Below are 22,738 nucleotides of genomic sequence, written 5' to 3'. Positions count from 1 at the left end.
CCAGGAGTTCCCGATGTCCCGTGCTTCCACCGTCCTGATCACCGGCTGTTCGTCCGGCTTCGGCCTCGAGACGGCGCGTTTCTTCCTCGACCAGGGCTGGCGCGTCGTCGCGACGATGCGCACGCCGCGCGAAGACCTGCTACCGAAGTCCGAAGCGCTGCGCGTGCTGCCGCTCGACGTCACCGATGCCGAGAGCATCCGCCAATGCCTCTGGGACGCCGGCCCGATCGATGCGCTGGTCAACAACGCCGGCGTCGGCCTGCTGTCCCCGCTGGAGGCCGTCGACATGGCCAACGCTCGCGCGCTCTACGAGACCAACGTGCTGGGCACGATCGCGATGACGCAGGCCGTGCTGCCTCAGTTCCGCGAACGCCGCGCGGGCGTGGTGGTGAACGTCACTTCCAGCGTGACGTTGAAGTCGCTCCCGCTGCTGTCGGTCTACACCGGCAGCAAGGCGGCGGTGAATGCGTTCACCGAGTCGCTCGCGCTGGAGCTCGCGCCCTTCAACATCCGCGCGCGCCTCGTGCTGCCGGGCCGCTCGCCGACCACGAGCTTCGGCGACAACGCGCGCAAGCTGATGAGCCCCGACGTCCCCGAGGCCTACGTGGCGTTCCGCGATCAGGTCTTCGCGGCGGTGCGCGACCTGTCGACGCCGGTGACCGTCGCGCAGGACGTGGCCGAGGCCGTCTGGCGCGCCGTCACGGATCCGCAGGCGCCGATGCGGATTCCGGCGGGGGCGGATGCGGTGGCGCTGGCGGAGTCGTTGACAGGCGCTTGAAGCTGAATCTGAGGCCGGGCCTCAGGCGCGTTCACTTCCCCGCCTGATACACCTTCACGTACTCGACCTCGTACCCGATCGGGAAGATCTTGTCGTCGATCTCGCCGCCGAGGTCGCCGCCGATCGCGAGGTTGAGGATCAGGAACTGCGGCTTGTCGAATGGCCATTGCGCCGTTCCCTGGCCCAGGTTGGGATACGCCGCGTGCACCTGGCCGTCGATGCCGAAGCGGATCTCCTGGGGCGTCCACAGCATCTGGTAGTTGTGGAACCCGCCGCAGGCCGTGGCGAGCTTGCGGCCGTCGCCGACGCCGTGACCGCCGTGGCCCGAGGTCGTGTGCACGGTGCTGAACACCCAGTCCGGCTTCTGCCCCATGTGCTCAAGGATGTCGAGTTCCCCCGACGCCGGCCAGTCGCCCTGGCTGCCGAGCGTCCAGATCGCCGGCCACGTGCCCTGCCCGCAGGGCAGCTTCGCGCGGATCTCGAAGTAGCCGTAGGTCCACTCGGCCTTGCCCTTCGTGATCAGCCGCGTGGAGGTGTACTTCTGGCCGCCCCAGTCGGGCTGCGACGACAGCGACTCCTTGCGCGCCGTGATCACCAGCCGGCCGTCCTTCAGCGCGGCGTTCTCCGCGCGCGGGCCCGAGTAGTACTGCTTCTCCCGGTTGTGCCAGCCCTGCTTGTTCATGCCGGTGTCGTAGGCCCACTTGGCCTCGTCGGGCAGCGCGCCCTTGTCGAACTCGTCGGACCAGACCAGCGTGTATCCCGCCGGCAGTCCGATCGGACCGGTCGCCGCGCCGCCCTTGCCCGTCGCCGTCTGCGCCTGCGCAAGCGCAGCGCCGCTGTCGATCGCCAGGGCCGCCAGCAGCGGCAGCGCCGCCCAGCGACGCGTCAGTCGTTGCTTCATGAACCAGGTCTCCGTGTCTGTGGATGATCAGCGCTTCGCGCGCCGCTGCAGCAGCTGCTCGGCATCCGCGAGCGCCGCCTTGATCGTCTTCTTTCCGCGCAGCACCTGGTCGAGCTCGGTCTGCACGACTTCCTCCGCGAACTTGGCCTGCTTGTGCACCGGCAGCGCCGTGATGCGCAGCGCGTCGTCGCGCCACAGCAGCCGCGCGCGCTGTCCGCCAAGGAAGTCCACCGGCTCGCTGAAGAACGGGTCGTCGTGGACGTCCCGCAGCGCGGGGAACGCGTCGTAGGACTTGAACGCCTGCAACTGCCGCTGCGGGTTCAGCGACATCAGCTGGATGAAGTCCCACGCCAGCCGCTTGCGCGAGGCCGCCGACTTGCGCGCGATCGCGTAGAAGGTGCCCCCATACGGCGCATGCGAGCCGCCCGGCAGCGAGGACGCGCGCCACAGCCCCTTGGTCTCCGGCGCGATGAAGGCATTGAGCTGCCCCACCAGCCACGCGCCCGACAGCTCCGTCGCCAGCCGCCCCTGCTTGAAGCCCGCGCCCCAGTCGTTCGACCATGCGGGCACCTTCGCGTCGAGGCCCTTCTGCCGCGCCCGCAGCGCGACCTCGAACGCGCGCTCGAAGCGCGGCGAGTTCACCAGCACGCGGGACTCGGTGTCGAAGTAGATGCCCTCGCCCGGCTTCAGGCCGTCGGCGATCAGGATGTCCTTGATCTCCTGCACGTTCGCGATCAGGTACGCGCCGGTGCGGGACTTGATGCGCTCGCCGGTGGCGACGTAGTTGTCCCAGCTGCGCGTCAGTTCCTCCGGCGCCACGTCGGCCCGCTCGATGATGTCCTTGCGATACAGCATCGTGCCCGGTCCGATGTCCGCGGGCACTGCCACCACCGCGCCGCTGCGCGCCACCGCCTGGTCGTAGGCGTAGGGCACCAGCCGCGAGCGGAAGGCCTCGATGCCGAACGGCGGCTGACGCAGGTCGTCCAGCCCGCCGCCCTGCGCGAAGCGGCCGACGAAGCTCGACTCCAGCGCCATCACGTCCGGCAGGCCCACCGCCGTCGACAGCGCGGTCGTCATCGCCGTGTGGTGGTCGGTGTACTGGCGCATCAGGATGCGCAGCTCCACGTCGGGATGCATCGCCTGCCACGCCGGGATCGCCGCCTTGGCGATCTCGTCCATCAGCGGGAAGGCCGCGATCGTCAGCACCTCGCGCGTCTGCGCCAGCGCCGGCACCACCAGCACGCCGGACCACGCCGGCGCCGTCATCGCCGCCAGCATCCCGCGGCGGGTCAATCCCTGGCGGATGCGACCGCCCTCGTCGTTGTTCGCGCTCAAAAGTCGAGCTCCATCGTCATGACCGTGCCTTCGCTGATCGAGCCGCCGGTCGGCGGCCGCAGATAGACGCCGAAGCGCGAGGCCTGACCCGGCCAGCGCTGCGCACTGAGCGCCGCGATCGCCGCGTCCACGCCGCCTTGCACCTCGCCGGTGTCGGGATCGACGTTGGGCACGATGCAGCGCTCGCAGGCGGCCGCGTGCGTCATGCGACGCCACCAGCCCTCCCCGTCCCGCCAGACCAGCTGCAGCAGGTGTTCCTCGATGAACGGCACCAGCGCCTCCTGCAGGCCGCGCAGCACGAGGTTGGGCCGCAGCCGCCGCACGTCGACGCGCGCGCGCCCCAGCACGGCAAGCTGTTCGTTGAGCTCGATCACCGAGCCCGTGGAGACCGCGTGCAAGGCGTTGGGCGCCGTCGCCAACGCCGCGCTCCGGTCCAGCTTCACCAGCCGGAGTTCGTCGCCCGTGACCTCGCGCAGGAACTGCGCCGCCACCGCGCCGGCATCCCGGCCGCGATGGCTCACCATGCGGCCTTCCTCCGGATTCCAGATCAGGGCGTAGGTCGACGCGCCTTCCGCTTCGCGCGCCAGCCGCAAGGGTTGCTGACCTTGCGCGCAGAGCAGCAGCGCGTCAGTCAGCAGCTTGGGCTGAAGCAGGGCCAGCTTCGGATGCGAGCCGAGCCAAGCCAGCTCGCCGCGGCTGTCGACGACGATCCATTCGCGGTCGCCGACGATGCGGCCGTCGGCGTCGAAGCGCAGGTCGGACACGCGCACGCCGGCGCAGGACTTCACCGGGTAGACGTACAGCGCCTCGATGCAGGCATAGGCCGTGGAGGACGTGGCGGCGGGCGTCTCCGAGCGATCGCCGTGGAGGGCGGCCATGGCGGCGAGGGCGGAGTGCCGGTCCACGTCGCCCTCAGCGCGGCAGCACGTAGGTCGCGATGCAGCGCGGGGGCAGCGACGCGACGCCGGCCTGGCCGTCGATGCGCAGCGAGAAGCGGTGCTCCCGTTCGCTGCGGTTCATGACGACGACGGCGACGCTGCCGTCCTCGTTGACCGCGGCCGTGCATTCGAGGTCCTGGCTGCTCGCCGAGCACAGCACGCGGAAGGCGCCCGGCTTGATGAAGCGGCTGAAGTGGCCGAGGTAGTCGTAGGAGCTCTGCGGCATCAGCCGGTTCTGCTCGCGGTCCGCGAGCATGGGCGCGCTGCACAGGTTGCCGACGTGGTTCGGACCGCCGGTTTCATCGAGCAGCAGGTTCCAGTCGATCCAGCCGACGGTCCAGCGGTTCAGGTCGTTGAGGATGCTGCGGCCGTAGCGCTCGCCGGTGTTCCACGAGCCGATGTGCGGTCCGCCTTCCTGGCAGCCCTCGGTGAACAGCAGCTGCTTGTCGGGATACGCGTCGTGCAGCAGGCCGACGTGGTCGAAGTGGTCCTCGACGTACCAGTGGAAGCCGCAGCCCCACACGTACTTCGCGGCCTCGGGGTCCGAGTACACGATGTCGGCGCGCTGCACCATCTGGTCGCGGTTGTGGTCCCAGATGACGACCTTGATGCGCTGCAGTCCGGCCGCATGCAGGGCGGGGCCCAAGTGGTCGCGGACGAAGTCGCGCTCCTCCTCCGCGGTGTAGACGCAGGAGTCCCAGCGCTGGACGGCATCGGGCTCGTTCTGCACGGACACGCCCCAGACGGGCACGCCCTCGGCCTCATAGGCCTGGATGAACTTCACGTAGCACTGCGCCCAGGCCTTCGCGTACTGCGGCAGCAGCTTGCCGCCGTTGTTCATCTGCCCGTTGGTCTTCATCCACGCGGGCGGGCTCCAGGGCGATACCAGCAGCTTCATCGGACCCGGCGCGACCTTCATCGCGGCCTGGATCATGGGCAGCAGCGCGCGGCGGTCGCGGTCGATGTTGAAGTGTTCAAGCGCCTCGTCGCCCGGCACGTCCGCATGCGCGTAGTTGCCCAGCGAGAAGTCGCAGCTGTTCATGTGGACGCGGTTGAACGTGTAGCCGTGGCCCGCGGTCGCGTCGAAGTAGGCATGGAGCAGCGCGTTGGCCTCGGCGGGCGGCAGCTTCTGCCACGTCGTCGCGGCAGACTCGGTGAACGCGCCGCCGAAGCCCTCGATCCGCTGGAAGCGCCGCGCGCTGTTCACGACCAGCTTGGGCATGCCGGCGATCGCGGCATCGGCCATCAGTTGCGCCACCGGCTGAAGCGCGAGCTCGGGCTGCGCTTTCAGGCGTGTCGAGCTCGCCAGGTCCGCGCCTTTGGCGGACAGGGTCCATCGCAGGGACGCGCGTACGCCCGCTGAAGTTGTCTCCGTCATCGAACTACCTTTTGTTGTCGTGTCAGGCCAGCGCGTGAAAGCGCTTTCATGACCCGAGCATAGAGGCAGTCGCGACGACGGTCAATTCAGGGATGGCCCGGAGTCGGGGCTCTCCGCGCGCCAGAAAGAGTCCGGCCGATCGGGAGGACGGCGCCCGCTCGACCACCGGCGATCCATGGATGAGATTCGGACCTCTGAGACTGAGCCAGAATCACATCAGGCGCATGCCCAGGGGAAATGCCGTTCCCGCCCAGCAAGAGAGAACCCGATGACCGATGCAGCCGCCCTGCCAATGTCCGACGCCGATGGCGGGAGCCGTCACGCGATGTTGGCGTTGTCAAGTCTCTACCTCGATCCGGACAACGGTCGCCTTTCCAGGCAGCGTGCTGACGAATCGCTCGCTGGGAGTCACGTGACTGACGAATCCGTCCAGCGGCGCCTGCTGCGGCAGTTCCTGGGCGCTCATGGAGAGCACGTCGGCGATATCGTCGCAAGCCTTCTCCAGAACGGGTGGCAGGACATTGAGCCGATCATCGTACGCAAGCTGTCCACGCAGCGATATCTGGTCGTGGAAGGCAATCGACGGGTCGCAGCCCTCAAACACCTGGAACCCCGAAGGAGGGAGCCGGCGGAGGCGCTCGGTCAACTCGACCCTGCGATCTTTGACAAGGTGCCATGCATCATCATCCGCGAGAACCTTGACGGCCCCGAGCGCCTTGTGGACCTTCTGCGCCACATGTCGAGCAGCGATTTCGATCGCCTCGCCACGCTCGTGACGCGCCTCGACGCCCCGTCATGGCGGGGGAACCCGGAAACGGCCAGCGTCTCCGACCAACCCTGGAGAATTCACTCCGACCCCACGGGAAGCAGCTTCAGCCTCGTCGACATCAAGCAGTACCGCGGTCTGGCGGGACTGTCCCTCAAAGACCTGGGGCGCGTGAATCTCATCGTGGGGATCAACAACGCCGGCAAGACCAGCGTACTGGAAGCGATCTATCTGCTGGCCAACCAGACGGACCCCCGCGCGCTGCTCGAGCTTCTGCGCCGTCGGACTCGTATCGACCCTGTCGCGAGTCCCACGTTTGCCGTGACCCAGTTGCCGTCCCTTGTCTTGCTGGGCGCTCAGGCCGGTACAGGGAGTGCGGGCGCCGTCACGCTGGATATCGACCTCCTGGACCGGCCGGAAGACAAGAATGAGGACTGGGCCGCTTATCTGCGGACCTTGCGCATCGTGGTCAAGCACGGGAGCGAGACCCGGTCGTCGATGACGGACTTTTTCGCCGGCCGTTCACGTCGAACGCGCCTGACCGGCGAGCCTCGCTGGCTCAGCAGTTCGGTGTTCCATTCGCCCTTTTCGCTGTCGGACCCCGAGCTTCTCGTGCGCTGCAACGAGGAGAGCATCAAATGGAAGCTGAAGGACCGCGTCGTCGAGTTCATTCGAACGCACATCGATCCGGACCTGCGTGACGTGGCGCTCGCCAATGAGCATCGTCGCTTCCTCGTCACACACGACAGTTTCCCGGAAGCCGTCGACCTGTCGTCGTTCGGCGAGGGACTGCAACGCGTCTTCCTGACGGGTCTGCTGTTCGCGGGCGCACGCGGAGGCGTGGTCCTCATCGACGAGTTCGAGAACGCACTCCACACCTCGCTTCTCATCGCTTTCACCAAGTTCGTCCATGAACTTGCCGTGGAGTTCGGCTGCCAGGTGTTTCTCACGACGCACAGCAAGGAGACCGTCGATGCGTTCCTGCTGAATGGCTACCGGATCGACGAGATCGTCTCCTACCTGCTCAAGCGCGGAGATGACGGCCAACAAGCGGTTGTTCGAATCGGCGGCTCAGACCTCAAGCGTGCCGTCGAGGTTGGCGATGTCGATCTGCGGAGGATGTGAATGAAGGCAGTGTTTGTTTTCTGCGAAGGGCATCACGACGTCACTTTCATCGCACGCAGTCTTGGTCAACTGGCTCAAGCCACCTGGGTCGGCGGTCCCGTCGGCAAGCTGCCTTCACCGCTCGGTCCCGTTCCAGACCCGGAGAACCCGCTCAGGCCCAAGCTGGAAGGCCTGATCGTCAGGCGCTATTCGAATCGAAGCTTGAATGACCTGCAGTTGAGGGCCGCGGCACATGCGCCTTTGCCTGCGTTTGACGCCGTCGTCCGAGCTGGCGACACGCTCTACGTGCTGGTCCGGTGCCAGGGCGACGCTGCGGCAAGGGCCGCAATGGATCTCCTCGACGATGTGGCCGCTGTCCTGAATCCAGCGTTCGGAACCGACATCACGACCGTCGCGGCAGCGTTCTTCTTCGACGCGGATGCAGCGGTTGCCGTGCGCGAGGCCACCTTCTCCATCGACTTTGCTCCGTTGCTGCGCGGGCGACTGTCTCCATTGCACGGCGCTTGGGCGACGGGAAGCCCGCATGTCGGCCTGTTCGTGTTTCATGACGCAGCCTCCCGCTCGGGTACCCTGGAGGAGTTGATAGCGCCAATGCTGGCAACGGAGTGGAACGCCCGGTGGCAAGCCGCCGACGCCTTTCTCCAGCAACACGCCGAGCCAGCCGACCCTGTCAGCGAGAAACGTTCGGAACGTCTCAAGGCCCAGATCAGCATGACCGGCCAGTTCCTCTTCCCAGGCGATCCGATGAGCGTCGTGATCGGCAGGCCCCAGGGGAACAGGCCCGGCCTGTCCGACCAGCACTTCAGTGGCCTCGCTTCGCAATCGCTCGTCGACTTCCTTCTGGGCGTGCCCTGGTGATGCCTTGGCGGCCTGAGGCTTATCTCTCCGGATACGCCTTCCGCAGCGCCTCGTACTGCGCCTTCGTGATCGGCATCATCGACCCGTGGCGCAGCTGCGCGGGCATCTCGAAGCGGTCCCATTCCTTGCGGCGCGAGTTGCCCCAGACCTCCACCCACGGACCTTCCAGCCGTGGCGCCATCGACAGGCCGTAGCCGTTGCCCGCGTACTGCTCGTAGTACAGCAACCAGTCGACGCCGTTGGGCGCGCGCACCAGCGTGGGCGCCTCGCGGAACGCGGGGCTCAGCGCCGGGCCGGGCTCGGGGTATGGGCCGAGCAGGTCCTTCGCGCAGGTCATGCGGATCGTCTTGCCGGTCGTCCAGATGTAGGACGGGTAGCGCTCGTCCTTGATCACCGCGCAGTAGCCGCCTTCCGGATTCGCGATCAGGAAGGTGTCGATGGTCGCGATCTCCCACTTGAACAGCCGCTTGGGCGGTGCGTCGAAGCGCTTCAGGTCCGGCGACAGCGCGTAGAGCGTGCGCTGGCTGGACCAGTAGCGCTCGGGATCCTCTGGAACGCCTGGCACCGTTGCCGTATGCCACAGCACGACGAACTGATTCGACGGCTTGTCGAAGTAGAGCTTGGGCGCGCCGATGCGCTGCATCGCGTTGGGCAGCCCTGCCACCTTCGACAGGTCTGGCCGGTACGTACCAAACACCTGCCACTTGATCAGGTCGTCGGAGACCCAGAAGCGGATGTCCGGATCGTCGTCGCTCTTGTTGCCGACCAGGTAGAAGCGCCCGTCCGGGCCTTGCGCGATGGACGGGTGCCCGTGGTATTCCTCGTTGACGGCCTTGCCGCCGTTGAGCTTCGTCCAGTGCAGCCCGTCCAGGCTCACGGCGTAGTGCAGCACGCCGTAGCGCGCATCGGTCATGTGGGCGAAGAGGTAGGCCTCCGGCCCGGTCTGCGCGAGCGCGGCCGCGCTCGGCGGACCGGCCGTGTGGGCCGGGTTCGCCACGACTGCGGGTCGCGCCGCGGCAGGCGAGGCGGTCGTCGGGCTCTGTGCCGCAGCGCCCACCGTCGCCGTCACCGCGGCCATCGCCAGGATCGCGCCCGCAAGCGCTCGGATTCGTCTCATGTCTCTCTCCTTGTTGTCACTGCTGGATCGATCCTGGTCGATGGCTTCTCAACCCGGCGTCAAGGCGTCACGGCGCCGAGATCGCCCATCGTTGGCAGTCGCCGCCCAGCCATTCCCATTGCTGGACCTTGGCGCCGTTGGCCGTGGAGCACCCGTCCACGTCGAGCACGCGGCCGCTGTTCTTGTTGATGAAGCGCCAGTAGCCGGCGCCGACGTTCTCGATGCCCCAACGCTGCGTGGCTGCGTTGTTCGACGTCCATTGCCGCACCTGAGCCCCCATCGCCAGAGAGGCGTCCTGCACCTCCAGCTTCAGGCCGCTGTTCACCGAGGTCAGTTCGTAGAAGCCGTCCGAGGTCGCGGTGACGTTCCAGCGCTGGCAGTTGGCGCCGCTGTAGGGCCACTGCTGCACCAGCCCGCCCGCGGCCGTCGAGCAGCCCGCCACGTCCAGCGCCTGCGCGCTGTGCTTCGCGATCACCTTGTAGGTGCCGTTGGCGGCGTTGTTCGGGCTCACGCGTTCGAACTTCCAGCGTTGGCAGTCGCCGCCTATCCAGCTCCATTGCTGGACCTTGGTCCCCGCCGCCGTCGAGCACGCGTCCACGTCCAGCACCAGGTTGCTGTTCTTGTTGATGACGCGGAAGTAGCCGTCGCCGACCGGCTCGATGCGCCACTTCTGGCAGTTGTTGTTGACCGCCGTCCAGGTCTGCACCTTGCCGCCGTTGGTCGTCGAGCAGCCGTCGACATCGAGCTGCTGCCCGCTGTGCTGCGCCGTCAGCGTGTAGTCGCCGTTGCCGGTGTTGGTCACGCGCCAGCGTTGGCAGTCGCCGCCGACCCAGCTCCACTGCTCGATCTGCGTGCCGACGGCCGTCGAGCAGCCCGTCACGTCGAGCACCTGCCCGCTGTGCTTCGCGACCAGGCGGTAGACGCCGTCCGCCACCGGATGGTTCAGCGGCGCACTCGCGAACTGCACGCGGCAGGCGATGTTGGCCATCTGAAGCACGCGCGTTCCGTCCGCCGACGGCAGCAGCTGACTGCTGTAGTTGCTGCACGGATCGGTGCCGGTGTTGGGCGTGACCAGCGGCGCGGCGGACTCGGTCCACTGCCCTGCCCCACCGTTCGTGTTGAACATGTAGATGCGGCCGTTGACGTCGTCGTTGATCGCGTTGCCGGCGTTGCGACGCACGATCTGCCCGATCAGCAGCAAGCGCCCCTGCGCGCTGCCGTCATTCATCCACGACACCGTCGGCGCATGCGAGAAGTGGTTGCCCGCCGTCGACTCGACGCGCGTGCCCATGTTGCTCGCCGTGCCCCAGCTGCTGCCGTTGGTCGAGGTCCGGATGTACACATCGCAACTGCGCGACCCGCAGATCTCGTAGCTCATCACGTAGCTGCCGTTGGGCAGCTTGCGCACGATGGGCATGCCGGGACGCAGGTCGCCGTTGTCGCTGATGCCGACGTCGATCGTGTCCGCGCTCCAGGTGAGGCCGCCGTCGGTCGAGACCTTGTGCGCGATCAGCTGGTTGAAGCCGCCGGACTTGTACTCCTCGCTCGAATAGAACATCAGCAACCGCCCGGCGCTGTCGACCGAGAACTCCGGCTCCCACGTACCGACGCTGCCGGTCGCCGCGATCGCGTGCGAGGTCCAGGTCCGGCCGACGTCCGTGCTGCGGTAGATGCGGATCGAATACGCGCTGCCGTTTCGCGTCGTCGTCGCCCAGAAGAGCGTGCCGGGCGCGGTCGAGCCGAGCTGCTGCGGCACCTCCCACATCCCGCTGCAGCAGTGCCAGGGTTCGGGCACCGTGACGCTGCCGACCTGGGTCCAGGTCGCGCCCTGGTTGGTGCTCTCGTAGATCAGCGACTGCGCGCCGCCGAGGTCGTAGGACGCGATCAGGCGGCCGTTGGCGCCGCCGCTGGCCGCCAGCCGGATCATCCGCGGGTAGAAGCTGTCCTGGTTGCCCAGGACCGTCTCCGCCGCCTGCGACGGTCCGGCGACGAAGGCCGTCGCCGCCATCACCATCGCGAGCAGCCAGCGCCACCCACTCCAAGCGAACTTGCTCATGCGTGTCTCCATGTGCGGCCTCGCGGGCCGCGTTGCTGTCGTCGATCGGCGAGGTAAGCGGCGCCGGTCAGGGGATTGGGGCGGCTCTTCGGCCGCCGCCGGGGTCACGTGCTTATCGGCCGTCGATCAACGCCTTGTTGACCTTGCTCACGCGGTCGAAGTCCAGCTTCTTCACGCGGCGGTCGTAGGTGAAGAAGCCGTTGAGCTCTTCCTCGACGTCCGTCGTCTCCGTGTAGATCGCGGCGCTCAGGCCCTTGTCGGCGCGGAAGCCGCGCAGCTTGTCGACCTGCGCGACGTAGGCGTCGTTGATCGCCGCCGCGCTGTCGAACAGGTGGTAGCAGCACTTCGACTCGGGCCGGTACATGTGACCGGGCACCTTCAGGCTGTTGCCGCCGTACTCGCCGAGCACGGCGATGCGCCACGGCTGGTACGTCGGCGCGGCGGGGCCCGGGTAGTCGTGCAGGTCGATCAGGTCGCCGCCGCCTTCGTCATGCGGCGCGAAGTTGATGCCGGAGTGCGCGTTGATCAGCCGCGTCGGGTCCATCGCGCGGAACTGCGCGGCCATGCGGCGGTGCTCGAAGTCGCCCCAGCTCTCGTTGAAGATCACCCAGGTGACGATGGACGTTTCCGAGCGCAGCTGGTCGACGATCTCGCGCCACTCGATCTCGGTCTTCGCGCGCACGGCGAGGTCGGTCTCGGCGTCCCAGGCCTGCGGCATGTCCTGCCACACCAGCAGGCCGAGCTTGTCGGCGTAGTGGAACCAGCGCGCCGGCTCCACCTTGATGTGCTTGCGGACCATGTTGAAACCGAGCTTCTTCGTCTCCTCGAGGTCGAAGCGGAGCGCGGCGTCGGTCGGCGCGGTGTAGAGGCCGTCGGGCCAGAAGCCCTGGTCCAGCGGCCCGAACTGGAACACGAACCTGCCGTTCAGCAGCGGGCGCGGCACGCCGTCGACCATGCCCACCTCGATGCTGCGCATGCCGAAGTAGCTGTCGACCTGGTCGACGACCTTGCCGTCGCGGCGCAGCGTGACCTTCAGGTCGTAGAGGAAGGGATCGTCGGGGGACCAGAGCCGAGGCTGCGGCACCGGCAGCGACAGCGCCTTGTCGGCGGCGCCGCGCACGCGGCCGACCACCTGACCGTCCTTGAGCGCGACCGCTTCGACCTGGAGACCCTTCGTCTCGCCGGCGCGCACGGTCAGCGCGAGGCGCTGCTCGCCGACCACCGGCGTCATGTCGAGCTTGGCGATGTGCGCCTGGCCCACCGGCTCCAGCCACACCGTCTGCCAGATGCCGGAGCTCGGCGTGTAGAAGATCCCGCCTGGCTTCAGCGACTGCTTGCCGAGCGTGCCGTCGTTGGTGCTCGGATCGAAGGCGGCGACGACCAGCTCGTTGCGGCCCGGCTTGAGCAGCGGCGTGATGTCGAAACCGAAGGAGGTGTAGCCGCCCTCATGCTGACCGACGCGCGTACCGTTGACGTAGATGGTGGCCAGACGATCGACCGCGCCGAAGTTGATGCGGACGCGCCGGCCCTTCCACGCGGCGGGGATCTCGAAGCCGCGGCGGTACCAGAGGTTCACCTCGCCGAGTCGCTCGACGCCGGAGAGCATCGATTCCACCGGATACGGCACGCGGACGCGCTCGGTCTTCTCGGGGAAGCGCGGCGCGGAACCCGGCGCAAGACGCGCGTCCGGCGCGCCCTTCCCGCCCCAGTAGTCCCACTGGCCGTTGAGGTTGAGCCATTCGGTACGGACCAGTTGCGGGCGCGGGTACTCCGGGAACGGAACCGGCGCTTTCAGGGCCTCGTCGGTCCAAGGCGTGGTCAGGCGCACATGCGGTGCCGGGGCGACGACGGCCTGCGCGTCCTGCATGGGCTGCGCCGTCGCGATCATGGGCGTCATGGCCGTGGTGGCGAAGGCGGCGACCGTCGCGAACATCGCGGCGATGCGGGCGGGAGACTTCGATGACATCGATCAGTTCCTCGTTGTTCCGATGAAGACGTTCAGGGATTCAGAAGCGCCGCGTCGAGCGGCCGTGCCACAGCACCATCACGCGCTGGAGTCCGCAGAACAGCCCGAGCAGCGCGCCGATGACGATGCGGGTCCACCACGAGCTCAGGGTGCCGTCGAACAGGATCAGCGTCTGGATCAGGCCCAGCATCAGCACGCCGGTCAGCGCGCCCAGCACGTGGCCGATGCCGCCGCTGAGCAGCGCACCGCCGATCACCACCGCGGCGATCGCGTCGAGCTCCAGACCCTGCGCATGAAGTCCGTAGCCCGACAGCGTGTAGATGCCGAAGAGCACGCCGCCCAGCGCCGCGCAGCCGCCGCTGAGGGCGTAGACGCCGATGCGGGTGGCGGCGACGGGCAGGCCCATGAGGCGCGCGGAGGTCTCCTGCCCGCCGAGCGCGAAGACGGCGCGGCCGAACGGCGTGGAGCGCGACACAGCGACCGCCAGCGCGAGCACGACGAGCGCGCAGACCGCGCCGGGAGTGATCTCGCCGAGCGGTCCGAGCGACCAGCGCGACTGCGACCACGCGGTGAGCGTCGCGTCGGTGATCGGGATCGAATCGACGCTCAGCAGATAGCAGAGCCCACGCGCCAGGAACAGGCCGGCGAGCGTCACGATGAAGGGCGGGATCGCGAAGACGTGGATCACCGCGCCCATCGCCGCGCCGAATGCGGCGCCGCCTAGCAGCAGCAGCGGGATCAGCACCAGCGGCGACAGGTGCGCGCGTTCGACACCGAGCGCCAGCAGCATCGTCGTCAGTGCCACCACCGAGCCCACCGACAGGTCGATGCCGCCGGAGAGGATCACGAAGCTCATGCCGACGGCGACGACCAGCAGGAAGGCGTTGTCGATCAGCAGGTTCAGCAGCACCTGGCTGGACAGCAATCCCGGATAGGCTGACGCGCCGGCGAGCGTGCCGACCACCAGCAGCAGCACGGAGGCCCAGCTCGGCAGGTCGCGGGCGTGGACGAGCGAACGGACGTGAAGACGGGAGCGTGCGTTCATAACGTCGCTCCCGCGCGCCGCTGCCCGCGCTCGCGCCAGACGCGCCATGCCGGCGCCTGACTGATCGACACCGCGAAGACGACGGCGGCCTTCACCACCAGCGTGACCTCGGGCGCGATGCCCAGCGCGTAGATGCTGGTCGTCAGCGTCTGGATGATCAGCGCGCCCAGCAGGCTGCCGCGCAGGCTGAACCGGCCGCCGAGCAGCGAGGTCCCGCCCAGCGCCACCGCGAGGATCGCGTCCAGCTCCAGCATCAGACCTGCGTTGTTGGCGTCGGCGCTCTTGATGTTGGCGCTGATCATCAGGCCGGCCACGCCGGCGCAGAGGCCGCACGCGATGTAGACCGCCAGCATCAGTCCGGCAGCGTGAACGCCGGCCAGCCGCGCGGCAGCCGGGTTGGCGCCGCTGGCTTGAAGGAAGAGGCCGAGCGCGGTGCGGTGCTTCAACAGTCCGAAGAGCGCCGCGACGCCGAGCGCGATCCATGGCGCGAACGGCAGTCCGAGCAGGAAGCCGCTGCCGAGGAAGAAGTAGGGCTCGTGATAGATCGTGATGATCTGGCCGTCGGTGATCAGCTGCGCGATCCCTCGGCCGGCGACCATCAGGATCAAGGTCGCGATGATCGGCTGGATGCCGCCGGCGACGACGAGCAGGCCATTGAACAGGCCGCACACCGCCGCCGCGCCGAGCGCGCCGAGGATCGCCGCCGTCATCGGCATCGCCGCACCGTCGCGAGTCACCAGCGACGCCGCCACCGCGCCCGCGATCGCGACCACCGCACCGACCGAGATGTCGATCCCGCGTACCGCGATCACCAGTGTCATGCCCATCGCGACGACCATCAGCGGGGCCGCACGGTTCAGGATGTCGATCAGCGGTCCGTAGGCGTGACCGTCCTGCCAGCGCAGGCTGAGGAACTGCGGATTCAGGATCGCGTTCAGCGCCCAGAGGGCGAGCAGGACGTAGGCGGCGTGACGGGCGCCAGCGTGGTGGTCCGCGCCTCGCCTCGGGCGAGGGGGGCGCGCGTCGAGGGTTGCGTCCGCGTCCGCGGCACGCCGCCGGCGACGCAGGAAGGCGGGGGCGCTCATGCGTGGGCCTCCGCGGCGCCCGCCATCACGTGCAGCAGGCGGTCCTCGTCGAGGCCGCGCGCGTCAAGCTCCGCCACCTGGCGACGCTCGCGCAGGACGGTGATGCGGTCGCTCGCGCGCAGGACTTCGGGCAGCTCCGACGAGATGAAGATCAAGGCCATGCCTTGCCGGCACAGCGACAGCACCTGGTCCATCAGGTCCTGCTTCGCGGCGATGTCGATGCCGCGGGTGGGTTCGTCGAGGATCAGCAGGCGCGGCGTCGTCGCGAGCCAGCGCGCGAGGATCGCCTTCTGCTGGTTGCCGCCGGAGAGCAGGCCGATGGGCGTCTCCGCGTCGGCGGTCTTGATGCCGAGTTGGGTGATGAAGCGTTGGGCGAGCTCGCGTTGCGCGGTGCCTGTCAGCGTTCTGAAGACGCCGCGTCTGGCTTGCAGGGCGAGCACGATGTTCTCGCGCACGCTGAGTTCGGCGACGATGCCGTCGACCTTGCGTTCCTCCGGGCAGAAGGCCATGCCGGCGCGGACGGCGTCGCGCGGACTGCGCAGGCGCACGGCGGTGCCGTCGATGCGGATCTCGCCGGCGTCGGCGCGATCGGCGCCGAAGAGCAGGCGCGCGGTTTCGGTCCGGCCCGCGCCGAGCAGGCCGGCCAGGCCCAGCACTTCTCCGGCAGCAACGCGCAGATCGATGCCCTCGACCGCGCCACGGCGCCCGAGCCCCAGGGTGGAGAGGATCGACGGCCGCTGGCCCTCACCCCCACCCTCTCCCGCAAGCGGGAGAGGGAGCAAGAGGCCGCTTGACTGCCCAGACCCCGCGCGCTGCGCGCGCCCCTCACCCCTGCCCTCTCCCGCAAGCGGGAGAGGGGGTAAGACGGGTGGCGCGGTCCGGTCAGCTCGGTGCATTCTCACTCCCTCTCCCGCTTGCGGGAGAGGGTGGGGGTGAGGGCCAGCAGCCGTGGCAGTGCTGAACTCCCGACCGAGCATCAACGTCACCAGTTCCATGCGCACCAGTTCTGTCGCTGGCCGCTCCCCGACGAACTCTCCATTCCGGAACACCGTGAAGCGGTCTGCCACCGCGTAGGCCTGGTCGAGGAAGTGGGTGACGAGCAGCACCGCGACGCCTTCGTCGCGGAGTTGCCGGATCATGGCGAGCAGCCGTGCCGTTTCTGCCTCGTCGAGCGACGACGTTGGTTCATCGAGGATCAGCACCCGTGCCTGCTGATGCAGCGCGCGGGCGATGGCGATCATCTGCTGCACCGCCACGGGGAAGTCGCCGAGCGGTCGCCGCACGTCGGCCTGGATGCCGAGTCGCGCGAGCGCCGCGCCGGCCTCCTCGCGCACCTTCGGCCAGTCGATCGCCACGCCGCCCCAGCGGCGCGGGAAGCGTCCTGCAAGCACGTTCTCCGCCACCGACAGATTCGGGCAGAGCTGGACTTCCTGATGCACGACCGCGATGCCTGCGCGCTGCGCCTCCAGCGGCGAGCGTGCCGCAAAGGCCACGCCGTCGAGCGCGATCGTCCCTGCATCCCGATCCTGCACGCCCGCGAGGATCTTGATCAGCGTCGACTTCCCCGCGCCGTTCTGCCCCATCAGCACCTGCACCTCGCCGGCACGCAGCGTCAGCGCCGCGTCGACCAATGCGGGCACGCCGCGGAAGGCCTTCGCCACACCGCGCGCCTCCAGCACGACGCTCATCAGTACTTCCGCTTGGGCAGTTCCTGCGCCGCGACCTCCGCGGGGAACACGCCCTCTTCGGTCACGATGCGGCGCGGCACGGTCTTGCCGGCCTTCAGGTCCTTCACCGTCTGCATCAGCTGCGGCCCGAGCAGCGGGCTGCATTCCACGGTCACGTTGAGCTTGCCCGCGACCATCGCCTGGAACGCGCCCTTCACGCCGTCGATCGAGATGATCAGGATGTCCTTGGCCGGCTTGAGACCGGCTTCCTCGATCGCCTGGATCGCGCCGATCGCCATGTCGTCGTTATGCGCGTAGAGCACGTCGATGTTGCGACCCTCAGCCTTCAGGAAGGCCTCCATGACCTCCTTGCCCTTGGCGCGGCTGAAGTCGCCCGTCTGCGAGCGCACGATCTTCAGGCGCGGATCGGCCTTGATGCCCTCCTCGAAACCCTTCTTGCGATCCAGTGCTGGCGCCGCGCCGACGGTGCCCTGCAGCTCGACGATGCGGATCTCCTTGCCGGCAGGACGGCTCTTGACCTTGTCGGTCAGCCACTTCGCCGCGCGACGGCCTTCCTCGACGAAGTCGGAGCCCATGAAGGTCGCCCACAGCGTGGTGTCGGTCTCCTGCACGGTGCGGTCGGTCAGGATGACGGGGATGCCGGCGGCCTTCGCCTCCCGCAGCACCGTGCCCCAGCCGGTCTCCACGACGGGCGAGAGCGCGATCACATCGACCTTCTGCGCGATGAAGGCACGCAGGGCCTTGATCTGGTTCTCCTGCTTCTGCTGGGCATCGGCGAACTTGAGATCGATGCCGGACTCCTTCGCCGCGGATTTGATGGAGGCGGAGTTGGCGGTGCGCCACTCCGACTCGGCACCGATCTGGGAGAAGCCGAGGACGATCTTCTTGTCGGCGGCGAACGCAGCGGGCATCGCCCCGAGCGCGGCGATCGCGCCCATGGCCACGGATCCGAGAACGAAACGGCGGCGTGCAGCCGGACGAGCTTGACGCATGAAAACTCCTTTGTCTGCGACGGTCGCGGGCCCTCACCCCCGCCCTCTCCCGCAAGCGGGAGAGGGAGTCCGACCGACTCTGCTCGCGACGCCTGCTCCTCTTGCTCCCTCTCCCGCTTGCGGGAGAGGGCAGGGGTGAGGGCCAGCGGTCGTCGAAGTACCCCACCCTTCTTGCTCCCTCTCCCGCTTGCGGGAGAGGGTGGGGGTGAGGGCCAGCGGCGGTGGAAGTGAAGAGGCCTCGGGAAAGGCTCAGTACTTCGCGTTGAAGCTCAACCCGTAGAACTTGTCGTCCGACCGGATGTCGTGCGGGAAGCTCTCGTTCTGGAAGTAGCTGTAGTACTTCGACCCGGTCAGGTTGTTGGCGTTGAAGCTCACGCTCAGCTTTTCGCTGAACGCGTAGCCGATCGCGAAGTCCAGACGGCCGTAGTCCTTGACGCGGTTGTAGGTCGGCGGCACGTTCGGGTCGCAGGCCGCGACCGCCATGCCGTTCTCGGCCGACGGCGCCAGCAGGCAGCCGAAGGAGCCTTCGTTGAACTTGCTCCGCCAGGTGTAGGTCAGGCGGCTGGTGAAGCCGTACTTCTCGTACAGCAGCCCCGCGTTGAAGCTGTGCTTGGACACGCCCAGCAGCGGCTTGCCGAACAGCGGATCGGTCTTGGTGTTCACCTCGCTGTCCGCCAGCGTGTAGTTGCCGAAGACGCCCAGCCCGCTGAACGCGCCCGGCAGGAAGTCCATGAAGTACTGGCCGCTCAGCTCCAGGCCCTTCAGCGTCGCCTTGCCCAGGTTGCGCGGACGGCTGATGTCGTACTCGACGCCGTCGATGACCTCCGGCGCGGTCGAGCGCACGACGCGGTTCTTCAGCACGCGGTGGTAGACCGCCGCCTGCAGGTAGCTGCCCTTGTTGAAGTACTTCTCGATCGACAGGTCGTAGGCCGTGCTGGTCTGGTCCTTCAGCTCCGAGTTGCCGCCGCTGCCGCTCGGGCGGATGTTGGCGTTGGTCGGGATCGAGTAGGTCAGCGACGGGTTCAGATCACCCAGCGCCGGACGCGACATCGTCTTGCCGGCGGTGGCACGGACCAGCAGGTTGGGCACGACCTCCAGCTTGGCGCTGAAGTTGGGCAGGAAACGCGAGGCCGTCGAGTTCGCCGTCTGCGGCGTCACCACGCCGTTGACCCGGCCGGCGCCGCTGATGTCGCGCTCCAGGCGGACGAAGCGGCCGCCGATCACGCCGTCCAGCGGCAGACCCGCCAGCTTGGTCTCGTAGTGCGGCTGCACGTAGACGGCGTAGGTCTTCTCGTCGCTGTCGTAGTTGTTGAGCGGGTCGTAGCCCGGATCACCCGCTGTGCCGCCGTACAAGGCGCGCAACGTGTCCGTGTTGTTGAGCAGGTAGTCCGGATTCGGCGTCATCCACGGCGAGCAGTTGTTGATCTGCGGGATGCAATTCGGCGCCGTGATCAGGAAGTTGCTCGGCAGCTGCGTCGCGCTGCTCACCAGCGTCACGCGGTTGCCGCCGGGCGCGTTCGGGCCGCCCGGCGCATTGGCGCGCCAGTGCGATTCGCGCTTGGTCATGCGGGCGCCGAAGTCGACGTTGCTGATGAAGCCGCCCAGCTCGTAGTTGCCGCTCAGCGCCACCGCGTCCTGCTTGGACTTCGCGCGGTTGATGTCCTGGAACAGCGAGTTGGCGAAGCGGAAGTCCGTCGCCTGGCCGAGCGGGTTGCCCGGCATGTTGGTCGTGCCGTAGCCGCCGTTGTTGATGACGATGTCGACGGCGCTGATCTGCTTGCCGAGGTCGACGATGATGGTCCGGTTGCTGTTGGTCGACTCCATCCGCGACAGGTCGAGGTTCATAGCCAGCGGACCCGAGTTGTACTTCCAGCCGCCCGCCAGCACGCGCTGGTCGGTGGACTGCTTCTTGGCCTGCGTGCTGGTCAGTCCGGGCACGTTGTTGAAGGTCGCCGACACGCCGTTGCACAGGCGCTGGATCGGCTGCGACGACGGGCCGAGGAAGCCGGCGCCATCGACGTGCGCATCGAAGCAGTCGTCGCTGCCCTTGGGGTTGGTGATGTTCTGCGCCGCGAAGATGTCCGAGAAGATGAAGAAGGTCGCGAACTTCGCGCGGTAGCCCGCGTAGAGGCCGTCGACGTAGAACTCGTTCTCCTGGTTGGGGCGCCACTGGAAGGACGCGTTGACCTGCGGACGCTGGTACTCGCCGGTGTCGGTCAGGCCGCCGACGCAGGTCGGGAGCACCAGGCCGGGCGCTCCGGGCGGGCCGTTGGTGCCCGAGCGCGGATCGCAGTTGAACGAGATCGGCCGGTTGAACTTGTGGTCGGCGTAGGAGATGTCGACCAGGCCGCCCATCTCGCCCGCCGGCGTGTTGGTGCGGTAGGAGCCGAGCACGCCCAGCTTGGTGCTGGGCTTGTCGGCGTAGTCGCCCTGGCTGGCGCGGCCGTTGACGACCAGCGTCAGGCCCTTGCTGAATTCCATCGGCTTGCGCAGGCGCAGGTCGATCGCGCCGGCGACGCCGCCTTCGATCAGGTTGGCGCCGGCCGACTTGTAGACGTTGGCGCGCGAGATCGCTTCCGCGGGCAGGTCCTGGAACGCGAAGCCGCGGCCCACGCCGGTGAACATCTCGCGGCCGTCGACGGTCGTGATGATGTCGCCGATGCCGCGGATCAGCGGATTGACGATCTCGTTGTTGAAGTTGACGACGGTCTGCACGCCCGGGACGCGCTGCAGCGCCTCGGCCACCGTGTTGTCGGGGAACTTGCCGATGTCGTCGGCGACGATGGATTCGACGACCTGGTCGGCGTCGCGCTTGGTCTGCACCGCCGCCGCGCGGCTGGCGCGCTGGCCGACGATGACGACCTGTTCCAGCTTCGTGCCCGCCGCGCCCGAGGCGGCGGTCTCAGGAGCGGCCGGTGCGGCCGCCGGCTTGGGCGCGTCCTGCGCCAGGACCTGCTGGCCGGCCAGGCACAGCGTCAGGCAGGCCGCCGCCGAGATCGGCGACAGCCGGAGGGAGTGGGGGATTCGATTCATTGTTGTCTCCAAGGGCCTCGTGACCGGTGCGCGGGGAGGAACGCGCGCCTGGTCCGGGCCGGGTTTTAATACAAACAACTTTTCTTGCAGTATTCGACGAGATTCGGCGCCTGCCACCACCTGGTTGTGCTGGTCATCGCCCCGGTGCGCGGGATCTCCGCCGGAACCGGGCATTCCGACACGGTCTTTCAGGACCTTAGCGTTCGGTTTTTGTGATTATTCACCAATTAATTCGTTATAAACCTAGCGCAAACCATGAGAGACGCTGGCCTGTGCCGTCGGCGCCACGCCGGCCTCGGTGGCCGTCGCGCCGAGGAAGCGCGATTCGCGCTCCAGCAGGCGGTTGATGCGCTGCTGGCCCTTGGCCAGCGTCGCGTCCAGCGGCTCGCCGGAGACGACGATGGAAGCCACCGTGTCGCCCAGCAGGCCCATCACACGGGACTGCCGCGCGACGGTCGTCGGCAGGCCGGTGCCGTGCGCGGCGACCGGGCCGAGCGACGCGCGCATCGGCAGCGCCTTGAACGCGGCGCTGTCGACCGCCGACTGCCGCGCGGGCAGTTGCCCGGTGCGGGCCCAGGCCAGGCTCTCGTCGTTGAGGAAGCGGAGGAAACGCAGCGCGGCGGCGCGCTCCTGCGGCGTCTGCCGCGGGTTGCGCAGCATCACCCACACGTGGCTGTCGGCCCAGGTCGCGGGCTGCGTGAAGAGCGTCGGCTCGGGCACCGCCTCGTATTGATTGCTCAGCGGATTGCCGGGCTTGGCCGCGCGCGTGGTCAGGTCGCCCAGCAGCCAGGTGCCGTTGGGCATCACGCCGCCGGCGCCGGCCATGAAGGCCTGCAGCGCGGCGCTGTAGTCCATGTTGCGCGTGGACAGGCCCTCCGCGTAGACGGTGCGCATGAACTGCACGGCCTCGCGGACCTGCGGGGACGTCAGGTCGACGGTCTGGTCGCTGCGCGGGAACAGCGTCCCGCCCTGCTGCGCGACCAACCCCAGCACCGAGCGTGCGAAGAAGCTCGGATCGTTCAGCGTCAGCCAGACGAAGTAGGGTTTGCCGGTCGCGCGCTTGAAGGCGCGCGCCTGATCAAGCGCCTCGGCGGTCGACTTGGGCAGGCGTGCATGGCCTTTCGCATCCACGAGTCCCGCCTGCTTCATCAACCCGAGGTTGATGTGCCACAGCGCCGCGTGCGAGTCGTACGGCAGCGCGACCACGTGGCCCGCGAAGGTCACGCCGTGGCGCGCATGCGGCGTGAAGTCGGCGACGGCGACGCCTTCCCGCGCGAAGCCGTCTTCGAGCGGCTGCAGGAGGTCGCGCTTGGCGAAGTCGCCCAGCACCGAGCTGTGCATGATCGCGATGCTCGGCAGGTCGCCGCCGACGATGCGCGCGCCCAGCTGCTGGTAGTAGGCCGAGTGCTCCACCACCTGCGTGTCGACGCGGATGCGGCCGGACTCCCGCGCGTTGAAGCGGTTGGTGAGCGCGGTGATGATGCCGCACTCGCTGCTGGCCTTGGACGGATCGGTCACCTGACCGTACTCGGCGTCGCAGCTGCCGAAGAAGCGGGCGAGCGTGATGTGGACTTCACCGCCCTGCCCCGCCTGTCCTTGCGCGAAGGCCGCGAGGCCTGCAAGGCTCAGACACGCGGCGACGGCGAGCCGGCGCAATGGGGAGCGCACGCGCGAGCT

Annotated in this window: 16 protein-coding genes; 3 read left to right on the top strand and 13 right to left on the bottom strand. The window is 68.2% G+C overall.

Features of this window, described 5'->3' with window-relative positions:
- Positions 1 to 13: 13 nt before the first annotated feature.
- On the top strand, positions 14 to 778 hold the full coding sequence (locus ACQZ13_RS05940) for an SDR family oxidoreductase (protein WP_431050289.1): 765 nt from the start codon (positions 14 to 16) through the stop codon (positions 776 to 778).
- A 31-nt stretch (positions 779 to 809) separates the two neighbouring features.
- On the opposite strand, the gene ACQZ13_RS05935 is transcribed toward ACQZ13_RS05940, so the two are convergent.
- The 4 genes from ACQZ13_RS05935 to ACQZ13_RS05920 are packed head-to-tail and all read right to left on the bottom strand — an operon-like array spanning position 810 to position 5,330.
- Positions 810 to 1,679 (bottom strand): glycoside hydrolase family 16 protein, encoded by an 870-nt coding sequence (locus ACQZ13_RS05935; RefSeq protein WP_431050288.1) that lies wholly within the window; start codon positions 1,677 to 1,679, stop codon positions 810 to 812.
- Between the two features lie 27 nt (positions 1,680 to 1,706).
- A complete protein-coding gene (locus tag ACQZ13_RS05930) occupies positions 1,707 to 3,014 on the bottom strand; it encodes an extracellular solute-binding protein (protein WP_431050287.1) in 1,308 nt (435 codons plus the stop codon).
- Positions 3,011 to 3,919 (bottom strand): MOSC domain-containing protein, encoded by a 909-nt coding sequence (locus ACQZ13_RS05925; protein WP_431050286.1) that lies wholly within the window; start codon positions 3,917 to 3,919, stop codon positions 3,011 to 3,013. The genes ACQZ13_RS05930 and ACQZ13_RS05925 overlap by 4 nt, the downstream gene beginning before the upstream one ends.
- Before the next feature lie 7 nt (positions 3,920 to 3,926).
- Positions 3,927 to 5,330 carry a glycoside hydrolase family 30 protein gene (locus ACQZ13_RS05920; RefSeq protein ID WP_431050285.1) on the bottom strand — a complete coding sequence of 468 codons (1,404 nt, stop codon included), beginning with the start codon at positions 5,328 to 5,330 and terminating at the stop codon, positions 3,927 to 3,929.
- Between the two features lie 268 nt (positions 5,331 to 5,598).
- Between ACQZ13_RS05920 and ACQZ13_RS05915 the strand changes: the two genes are divergently transcribed.
- The gene (locus ACQZ13_RS05915; protein ID WP_431050284.1) at positions 5,599 to 7,221 is read left to right on the top strand and encodes an AAA family ATPase; all 1,623 of its coding nucleotides are present in this window, start codon (positions 5,599 to 5,601) and stop codon (positions 7,219 to 7,221) included.
- Positions 7,222 to 8,079, top strand: coding sequence for a hypothetical protein (locus ACQZ13_RS05910; RefSeq protein ID WP_431050283.1), 858 nt, complete (start codon positions 7,222 to 7,224; stop codon positions 8,077 to 8,079).
- Positions 8,080 to 8,098: 19 nt separating this feature from the next.
- Here the strand turns inward: ACQZ13_RS05910 and ACQZ13_RS05905 are convergent, their stop codons facing one another.
- The 9 genes from ACQZ13_RS05905 to ACQZ13_RS05865 form a co-directional block, all read right to left on the bottom strand.
- Positions 8,099 to 9,196 (bottom strand): hypothetical protein, encoded by a 1,098-nt coding sequence (locus ACQZ13_RS05905; RefSeq protein WP_431050282.1) that lies wholly within the window; start codon positions 9,194 to 9,196, stop codon positions 8,099 to 8,101.
- A gap of 67 nt (positions 9,197 to 9,263) precedes the next feature.
- The gene (locus ACQZ13_RS05900; RefSeq protein ID WP_431050281.1) at positions 9,264 to 11,252 is read right to left on the bottom strand and encodes an RICIN domain-containing protein; all 1,989 of its coding nucleotides are present in this window, start codon (positions 11,250 to 11,252) and stop codon (positions 9,264 to 9,266) included.
- A 112-nt stretch (positions 11,253 to 11,364) separates the two neighbouring features.
- Positions 11,365 to 13,218, bottom strand: a complete 1,854-nt coding sequence (locus ACQZ13_RS05895; RefSeq protein ID WP_431050280.1) for a glycoside hydrolase family 2 protein — start codon at positions 13,216 to 13,218, stop codon at positions 11,365 to 11,367.
- Between the two features lie 40 nt (positions 13,219 to 13,258).
- Complete coding sequence (yjfF, locus tag ACQZ13_RS05890) at positions 13,259 to 14,263, bottom strand: galactofuranose ABC transporter, permease protein YjfF (RefSeq protein WP_431050279.1); 1,005 nt, start codon at positions 14,261 to 14,263, stop codon at positions 13,259 to 13,261.
- A complete protein-coding gene (locus ACQZ13_RS05885; protein ID WP_431050278.1) occupies positions 14,260 to 15,348 on the bottom strand; it encodes an ABC transporter permease in 1,089 nt (362 codons plus the stop codon). Before ACQZ13_RS05885 ends, yjfF begins: the two co-directional genes overlap by 4 nt.
- Positions 15,345 to 17,036 carry a sugar ABC transporter ATP-binding protein gene (locus ACQZ13_RS05880; RefSeq protein ID WP_431050277.1) on the bottom strand — a complete coding sequence of 564 codons (1,692 nt, stop codon included), beginning with the start codon at positions 17,034 to 17,036 and terminating at the stop codon, positions 15,345 to 15,347. Before ACQZ13_RS05880 ends, ACQZ13_RS05885 begins: the two co-directional genes overlap by 4 nt.
- Complete coding sequence (locus ACQZ13_RS05875; protein ID WP_431050276.1) at positions 17,036 to 18,028, bottom strand: ABC transporter substrate-binding protein; 993 nt, start codon at positions 18,026 to 18,028, stop codon at positions 17,036 to 17,038. Before ACQZ13_RS05875 ends, ACQZ13_RS05880 begins: the two co-directional genes overlap by 1 nt.
- Positions 18,029 to 18,277: 249 nt before the next feature.
- Positions 18,278 to 21,061, bottom strand: a complete 2,784-nt coding sequence (locus tag ACQZ13_RS05870; RefSeq protein ID WP_431050275.1) for a TonB-dependent receptor — start codon at positions 21,059 to 21,061, stop codon at positions 18,278 to 18,280.
- Between the two features lie 243 nt (positions 21,062 to 21,304).
- On the bottom strand, positions 21,305 to 22,729 hold the full coding sequence (locus ACQZ13_RS05865; RefSeq protein WP_431050274.1) for an ABC transporter substrate-binding protein: 1,425 nt from the start codon (positions 22,727 to 22,729) through the stop codon (positions 21,305 to 21,307).
- Positions 22,730 to 22,738: the final 9 nt, after the last annotated feature.

This window comes from Roseateles sp. L2-2 (assembly GCF_050613215.1).
In the GTDB taxonomy this organism is placed as follows: Bacteria; Pseudomonadota; Gammaproteobacteria; order Burkholderiales; family Burkholderiaceae_C; genus Roseateles; species Roseateles noduli.
The sequence above is the reverse complement of the archived record's forward strand: the minus strand, read 5'-3'. Positions and strand labels throughout refer to the sequence as shown.

Coding starts and splice junctions, on each gene's coding strand:
- ACQZ13_RS05940 (WP_431050289.1), top strand. CDS start 14: ATGTCCCGTGCTTCCACCGTCCTGATCACCGGCTGTTCGTCCGGCTTC.
- ACQZ13_RS05935 (WP_431050288.1), bottom strand. CDS start 1,679: ATGAAGCAACGACTGACGCGTCGCTGGGCGGCGCTGCCGCTGCTGGCG.
- ACQZ13_RS05920 (WP_431050285.1), bottom strand. CDS start 5,330: ATGACGGAGACAACTTCAGCGGGCGTACGCGCGTCCCTGCGATGGACC.
- ACQZ13_RS05915 (WP_431050284.1), top strand. CDS start 5,599: ATGACCGATGCAGCCGCCCTGCCAATGTCCGACGCCGATGGCGGGAGC.
- ACQZ13_RS05910 (WP_431050283.1), top strand. CDS start 7,222: ATGAAGGCAGTGTTTGTTTTCTGCGAAGGGCATCACGACGTCACTTTC.
- ACQZ13_RS05905 (WP_431050282.1), bottom strand. CDS start 9,196: ATGAGACGAATCCGAGCGCTTGCGGGCGCGATCCTGGCGATGGCCGCG.
- ACQZ13_RS05900 (WP_431050281.1), bottom strand. CDS start 11,252: ATGAGCAAGTTCGCTTGGAGTGGGTGGCGCTGGCTGCTCGCGATGGTG.
- ACQZ13_RS05895 (WP_431050280.1), bottom strand. CDS start 13,218: ATGTCATCGAAGTCTCCCGCCCGCATCGCCGCGATGTTCGCGACGGTC.
- yjfF (WP_431050279.1), bottom strand. CDS start 14,263: ATGAACGCACGCTCCCGTCTTCACGTCCGTTCGCTCGTCCACGCCCGC.
- ACQZ13_RS05885 (WP_431050278.1), bottom strand. CDS start 15,348: ATGAGCGCCCCCGCCTTCCTGCGTCGCCGGCGGCGTGCCGCGGACGCG.
- ACQZ13_RS05880 (WP_431050277.1), bottom strand. CDS start 17,036: ATGAGCGTCGTGCTGGAGGCGCGCGGTGTGGCGAAGGCCTTCCGCGGC.
- ACQZ13_RS05875 (WP_431050276.1), bottom strand. CDS start 18,028: ATGCGTCAAGCTCGTCCGGCTGCACGCCGCCGTTTCGTTCTCGGATCC.
- ACQZ13_RS05870 (WP_431050275.1), bottom strand. CDS start 21,061: ATGAATCGAATCCCCCACTCCCTCCGGCTGTCGCCGATCTCGGCGGCG.